This window comes from Nocardia sp. JMUB6875, assembly GCF_041154655.1.
Taxonomy (GTDB): domain Bacteria; phylum Actinomycetota; class Actinomycetes; order Mycobacteriales; family Mycobacteriaceae; genus Nocardia.
Genome location: NZ_BAAFGR010000043.1, coordinates 43811 through 50394, shown reverse-complemented (window position 1 = coordinate 50394; position 6584 = coordinate 43811). Strand labels below are relative to the sequence as shown.

The 6584-nt window shown below is 68.4% G+C and carries 8 protein-coding genes; 1 reads left to right on the top strand and 7 read right to left on the bottom strand.

All coding sequences use genetic code 11. From position 1 onward, the window contains the following. The coding region (locus tag ACAM49_RS13740; protein WP_369635865.1) for a hypothetical protein at positions 1 to 262 on the bottom strand (262 nt) is incomplete at its 3' end. Then, complete coding sequence (locus ACAM49_RS13735; RefSeq protein WP_369635864.1) at positions 259 to 1305, bottom strand: helix-hairpin-helix domain-containing protein; 1047 nt, start codon at positions 1303 to 1305, stop codon at positions 259 to 261. The genes ACAM49_RS13735 and ACAM49_RS13740, both read right to left, overlap by 4 nt. Before the next feature lie 222 nt (positions 1306 to 1527). Between ACAM49_RS13735 and ACAM49_RS13730 the strand changes: the two genes are divergently transcribed. Next, positions 1528 to 3168 (top strand): hypothetical protein, encoded by a 1641-nt coding sequence (locus ACAM49_RS13730; RefSeq protein WP_369635863.1) that lies wholly within the window; start codon positions 1528 to 1530, stop codon positions 3166 to 3168. 15 nt (positions 3169 to 3183) lie between these two features. On the opposite strand, the gene ACAM49_RS13725 is transcribed toward ACAM49_RS13730, so the two are convergent. From ACAM49_RS13725 to nadD, 5 genes are read right to left on the bottom strand one after another with little or no spacing between them, the layout of a single operon-like run. Next, positions 3184 to 4026, bottom strand: coding sequence for a DegV family protein (locus ACAM49_RS13725; protein ID WP_369635862.1), 843 nt, complete (start codon positions 4024 to 4026; stop codon positions 3184 to 3186). Next, a complete protein-coding gene (gene octT / locus ACAM49_RS13720) occupies positions 4023 to 4838 on the bottom strand; it encodes a diglucosylglycerate octanoyltransferase (protein WP_369635861.1) in 816 nt (271 codons plus the stop codon). Before octT ends, ACAM49_RS13725 begins: the two co-directional genes overlap by 4 nt. Next, positions 4828 to 5478 carry a histidine phosphatase family protein gene (locus tag ACAM49_RS13715; protein ID WP_369635868.1) on the bottom strand — a complete coding sequence of 217 codons (651 nt, stop codon included), beginning with the start codon at positions 5476 to 5478 and terminating at the stop codon, positions 4828 to 4830. The genes octT and ACAM49_RS13715 overlap by 11 nt, the downstream gene beginning before the upstream one ends. An 8-nt stretch (positions 5479 to 5486) precedes the next feature. Then, positions 5487 to 5897: a ribosome silencing factor gene (gene rsfS, locus ACAM49_RS13710; RefSeq protein ID WP_369635860.1), complete on the bottom strand. Its 411-nt coding sequence runs from the start codon at positions 5895 to 5897 to the stop codon at positions 5487 to 5489. A gap of 45 nt (positions 5898 to 5942) precedes the next feature. Then, complete coding sequence (gene nadD / locus ACAM49_RS13705; RefSeq protein WP_369635859.1) at positions 5943 to 6575, bottom strand: nicotinate-nucleotide adenylyltransferase; 633 nt, start codon at positions 6573 to 6575, stop codon at positions 5943 to 5945. Positions 6576 to 6584: the final 9 nt, after the last annotated feature.

Here is a 6584-nt window from a genome sequence, read left to right as displayed (position 1 = left end):
CCCCCAGAACGATCCAGGCCACCCCGCTCCCCCGTCCGCGCCGCGCCCCGCGAACCACCACTGCCGCAACGCACATGCCCACCAGCAGACACGCGACCGCCACACCAACCCCGGCGACCCAGCCCATCATCAATGCGGTAGTAGTTGCGCCCCAACAGAACACGGCGGCAGGCACCAGGCGGGCGTCCAGCACCTCAGGAACCTCGAGCAGTCCGCGTTCCTTCGTAGCGGTGTCCCCGGAGCCAGGTCCCTCGCCGCTCATATCGTCACCCGCTCTCGGAGCCGATTGAGCCGGGCATGGCCGATGCCTTCGATCTCGGCGAGCTGATCAACGGAGGTGAACCGGCCGTGCTTGGAGCGCCAGGTCAGAATCGCTTTGGCGGTAATGGGTCCGACACCGGGCAAAGTATCGAGCTCAGCCTCGGTAGCGGTATTGAGATTCACCTTCGCCGCGGCACCGGTGGGTTTCGGTGAGCCCGATGACGGGGGTGGCGAATTCCCCACCGGATGAGCCGAGTTCACGATCGTGGTGCCGGCCTGCTGCGAGGTTGGCCGGGTCACGGTCCGGGCCACGATGATCTGATCGCCGTCGGTGAGCGGCTGAGCCAGATTGAGCCCGGACAGGTCGGCCTCCGGCCGCGGAGCCGCCGCCCGAAGCGCATCCGCCACCCGAGCCCCAACCGGGAACCGCCGCAACCCACCGTGCTCCACCAGCCCCACAACACTGACCACCACTTCCCCGGGCGTGGCGGCCACCGTGGCACCGCCCGGTGTGGCAATCACCGTGGGAGCAACCGGATTTCGCCCCGGCTGCGGCACGGCGGGGCTTACGGGCGCACCGGCGCCAGCCGGAAGGGTGGGTGCGGGGGTGCCGTCGGTGGGAGGCGAATCCCCTTCGAGGGGAGCGGGTTCGGTGAGGGAAGCGATGGGCGGGACCGGGAGGGATTCGGGTTGTTCGCGCAGAGCGACATAGCCCGCGAGGAGCACTGCGAAGAAACCGAGGGCGGCGATGACCAGGGCGCCGCGCGGGCCTGGATCCCAGCGGGTGCCGCGGAAGCGTTCGGGGACCAGGCGTTCGTGCCAGAGGGAGATGCTGCCGCAGGGCTCGGACAGCCAAGCGGGCGCGGCGAATCCGCGGTCCGGGCCACGGCGGTCGGGGTCGAGGTCCGCGGCGGGGGTGTCCGGGTCGAGATGGTCGAGGGACCCCTCGTCCCAGCGGGCGGGATGCGAACGGGTGGAATGGTGTTCGGGGTTCGGGGTGGCGTTGAGGCGGTGGAGTGGGGTGTGTTCGTCGAGTTGTGGCATGGAGATGACGGTAGGAGCGGCGGGCGACCGGGCCGCTCGTGCGAGCTGGGGATTCGGGGTGGCTGTGGATAGCGGATTTCGGTGTGGACAAATGCATTTCCGCTGGCTGGGGCGCTGAAAAACCGGTGAGTGCGGGGGTGCCCGCGGGGTTACAGTGAGAATCAATCACTGGGGCGAATCGGCCACGGGGGGACGGGGGTTGGGATGTACAAGTTCGTCACGATGCTTGTTTTCTGGTTGGTGCCACCTGGGCTGATCGGGTTGTACTGGCTGTTCTGGGCGGTGGTTGCGCCGGGGTTCGGGCGGCAGAACGGGATTCGGGCCTGGTATTTCAATGTGATTCAGCATGGGGCCGGGCCGTGGTGGTTTTTGACCTATGCGTTTGTGGTCGCGTTGGTTGTGCTGGTGGTTGATGCCGATCTGGATCCGCAGCCGGCGCTGACCATGATCTCGGGGCTGCTGCTGATCGGCTCGGTGGTGATGGTGGGCGTGTATGTCGTCAATGAGGACAAGAATGTGGGGCGGTTCTACGCGGGTGCGACCACGCTGTATGTGCATGATCCGAACCAGGTTCCGGCGTCGGTGCACCTGCTGGCCGACGGCGGGCATCGGGATACCGACGGCTGTGCCATCAAGGGCGATCACGATGTGTTCGGCTGTATCCAGAAGGCCGACCTGCCCACCGCGGGCTGGGAGCCGCGGGTCGGTTCGCTGGACGGGGCGCGGATCGCGCTGACCCGTGCTACGGGGGCTCAGCAGGCGGTGAGCCTGCGCACCGAGACCATCACCTATCTCAACGCCAAGGGCGACACCACCGGCGCCTGGAGCGGCGTGCTGGACGGCACCGGAATCAATGTCCCGCTGGGCGGCGTGGCCACCTGGTCGGGCCAGGGCAATGCCACCCAGTGCACGTTCTCCGGCGACTACGGCATCGATCGCGCCTTCGGCGGCTCCCGCCGCAACAGCCTGCCCAACCTGCTGCGCGAACGCTTTCCGCTGATCGGCTACGACATGAGCGATGTCTGGGGCTACTGCGACGGCAAGGAGCCGATCGTGGTCATCCCGGTCACCATGCCGATGCCGTGGACGCACGGCACCGTCACCGCCCCGGCGGGTGTCATCACCGTGCGCGGCGACCACGGCCATGTGAAGCTCGACTACCTGACCGATGTCGCCGCCGGAACCCTGCCCGGCCCGGTGTACCCGAAGTCGCTCGCGGCCCTGCAACGCCAGCAGACCAAGTGGGTCGCGGGCCGGGAGAACATGAACCGCAACCACTTCGGCTTCGATCCGGCGAATTCGGCGGCCCAGACCGGCAATATCTCCGAGTACCTGCTGCGCGACAAGACCACCGGCCGCCTGCAGTGGGTGACGCCGATGACCTTGCGCGGCAGCACCTCTCAGCTGTTCGTGGCCTATTCGATCACCCCGGCCGACGAGGTGCACCGCGCCAACCTGAACCACGAGTCGGTCTACGCGCTCGACGACACCGATCCGCGCCGCATCAATATCGACAATCTGGACGCCGACGCCCGCTCCTGGCTGGCCAGCAATGCGGGCACGGTCATGTCCAACGGCGGCAAGCTGGTCGAATTCACCCCGATCGACGGCGATTCCTGGCGCGGCTTCGTGGAATTCAACGGCCGGGTCGCCTACCGGCTCGATATCAGCGCCAGCCGCACGGTCCCGACCCAGCTGGTGAAGCTGGACGACACGGCCCCGGGCACGCAACCGCCGCAGGGCCCGGCCAATGCCGATTGCGGCAAGGACATCGCGGCGCTGACCCCGGCCCAATTGGCCCAGTGCGCCAAGGTTTTCGTCGACGAACTGGCCAATCGGCAGGCGCAGCAGGGCCCGCGCTAGCGCACCGGGTCTGGGCTAGCCGCAGCCGCCGGGAACCACCAGCGCGCCGACGGCCCCCATGCCCAGGTGCACACCCAGCGTGGGCCCGAACTCGGCGACGATGATCTCGCGAATCCCGGGAATCAGGTCCCGCAGCTGACCGGCGATGGTGTTGGCGGCCTCCTCGGCCCCCAGGTGCTGGACGGCGATCGCCGCGCCGTCCTCCCCGGCCGCATCCACCGCCGCGGCAACGAGTTTGGTGAAGGCCTTGGACCGCGTTCGGGCCTTCTCCCGCAATTCCAGGCGGCCGTCCACGATCTGCAGGATCGGCTTGGTGACCAGCTCGGTGCCGAAAAAGGCTGCGGCCGTGCTCAATCGGCCGCCCCGGCGCAGCTGCTCGGTGCGATTGACCACGATGAACGCGCGCCCCCGGCTGGCGGCCGCCACCGCGGAGTCGTAGACGACGTCCAGCGGCTCACCCGATTTGGCGCGCCGCGCCGCGGCCAGCACCGGCAGCCCGGTCCCCAGTCCGGCGCTGAGCGAATCCACCAGGCGGATCCGGTTTCCGGCGTCCATATCGCGCACCGCCTGCCGCCCGGCCTCCCAGGTGCCCGACAGCTGCCGCGAAATGTGCACGGCGACAACACCGTCGCCGTCGCTGAGTTCCAGCGCCCGTTCGTAGACGGCCCGCAGGTCACCCGGCGAGGCGGCCGAGGTGGTGACGTGGGAGTTGCCGTAGTCGATATCGCACTCGTCCAGGCCCTCCCGGATCTCCCGGTCGTCGACCAGCACGTGCAGGGGCACGGACAGCACCCCGAGATCGGCCGTGAGGTCGGCCGGCAGACTGGCCGACGAATCGGTCACCACCACCACGGTCATGCAGTAGGAGCCTTTTCCGACGTCGCTTCGGTCGACATTTTCGCTGTGGCCTCGGTCAATACCTTGACCATGGCCCGGGCGACCGCGGTGTGCCCTTCCCAGCCCCAGTGGATGCCGTCCGGATTGGCGGGACCGTTGAACACGTTGTCGCGCACGGCCTCTCCGAGATCCACCAGCGGCACCGAATGCTCCCCCGCCCAGGCCGTCACGGCCTCGACCATGGGTTCGCGCCCGCTGTGCACCTTGGCGTAGGCCTCGCACTGGTGCACCGACGGCAGCACCGCCACGAACGGCAGTTCGGGCCGCAACTGCGCCAGCGAATTCCGCGACTGCTCCAGGTAATCCACGCTCACCGACGGCGGCAGCGCCACCGGCCACCCCAGCGGGGACAGCTTGGGCTGCAGCCAGGTGTAGGCGTCGCGCACCCGGCGCCGCACGGCGGCCGGTCGCACGTAACGGATGAGCTCGCGCAGCGCGGTCGGCAGCGGCGAGGGCAGCGAATCCATGCCGCCGGTCGCGAACACCACCGCGCCCGCGCGCGGCACCGCCGCCCAGATGCGCGGGTCGCCGATCAGCGCCCAGTAGGCGTCGCGGCAGGTCCAGCCGATCCGGGCGACCAGTTCGACATCCCAGTCCAGTTCGGCCGCAACGAGATTCGGCCAGATGCGGGGATGGTCGGCGGGCAGCCCGCCCTTGGGGCCGAAGTAGGACAGCGAGTCCGCGACGACCACGAGCACCTTGCGCTCGGACGAATCCGTGCGCTCGGACGAATCCTTCGATGCCGGTGCGGCAGTCGAATCCTCAGAGGACATCGGGTGCAACCTTCGCGAGCGCGTTCCACACGTCCAGCCGCCAGCCGGGCCGCTCGATGCTGGGCCCGTGGCTGGTCAGCTGCACCCAACTGGTGTTGGCCAGCCCGCCCAGCGCCGGCCAGGACGCGGCGGGCAGTTCGAGCAGGGCCGCGGTCAGCGCCGCGATCAGCCCGCCGTGCGCGACCAGCACGATGGTGCGGCCGGGCCAGTCCTCGCGCTCGACGAGCAGTTCCTGGACCACGGGCAGCGCCCGCGCGCCGACCTGCAGCTTGGATTCGCCATTGGGCGGGGTGAAGGTCGGGTCCAGCCGCCACGCCTTGCGGGCGCCGGGGTACTGGGCGTCGACCTCGAGGTGGTTCATGCCCTCCCAGTCGCCGAGATTGGTCTCGCGCAGACGGGAATCGGTGACGACCGGCATGGCCGCGCATTCGGCGACGGCGAGCGCGGTGTCGTGGGCGCGCTTGAGATCGGAGGAGACGATGTGGATCAGGTCGGCGCACGCCATCTCGGGCGCACAGTCCTTGGCCTGGCGTCTGCCGACATCAGAGAGTTCGGTGTCGATCTGGCCCTGCATGCGGTCGCTGGCATTCCATTCGGTTTGCCCGTGCCGCAGCAGAATCAACCGGCGGACGCCGGCCATCTTGCTCACTACTCGTCCCCGCCCTCTTCTTCCTTCGCACCCGCGGCGGCGCGCGGATCCCCGAGGCCCTCGATCGGCACCTGCGGGCAGTCCTTCCACAGCCGCTCGAGGCCGTAGAAGTCGCGCTCGTCCTCGTGCTGGACGTGGATCACGATCTCGACGTAGTCGAGCAGCGCCCAGCGGCCCTCGCGAGTGCCCTCGCGGCGGACCGGCTTGAACCCGGCCTCGCGCAGCTTGTCCTCGATATTGTCGACGATCGCGTTGACCTGGCGCTCGTTGGGCGCGGACGCGATGACGAAGCAGTCGGTGATGACCAGCTGCTCGGACACGTCGAGCACGACCACGTCGGCGGCCAACTTCTCGTCGGCGGCCAGTGCGGCCACCGTCGCCATCTTGACCGCTTCTGCCGATGCTGTCACCCTGCTACCTCTTCCTGCGCACGTTCACGGTTGCACTGTCTGTTTTCACGATGCACTGTCTTGCGACACGTACAGGTGCCGTTTCGATATGTATTGGACGACCCCGTCCGGGACGAGATACCACACCGGGCGACCCTCCCCCGCCCGCCGCCGGCATTCGCTCGACGAGATGGCCAGGGCCGGAATCTCGACCATGGTGACCGTGCCCTCCGGATAACCGCGGAGGAAGTCGGCGAGATGGTCGATATTCAATTCGTACCCCGGACGGGTCACGCCGACGAATTTCGCCAGCTCGAACAGTTCCGACCAATCCTGCCATGTCAGGATGCTGGCCAGCGCGTCCGCACCGGTGATGAAGTACAGATCCGCGTCGGGATGCTGTTCGGCCAGGTCACGCAGGGTGTCGACGGTGTAGGTCTCCTTGCCCCGGTCCACATCCACCCGGCTCACCGAGAACCGCGGATTCGACGCGGTCGCGATGACCGTCATCAGATACCGGTCCTCGGCCGCACTGACCGCCCGATCGCCCTTCTGCCACGGCTGCCCGGTGGGCACGAAGATCACTTCGTCCAGATCGAACCGATTCGCGACCTCACTGGCCGCGACCAGGTGCCCGTGGTGGATGGGGTCGAAGGTGCCGCCCATCACGCCCAGCTTGCGGCGGCCGTTCTTATGCACGAAAAGCGA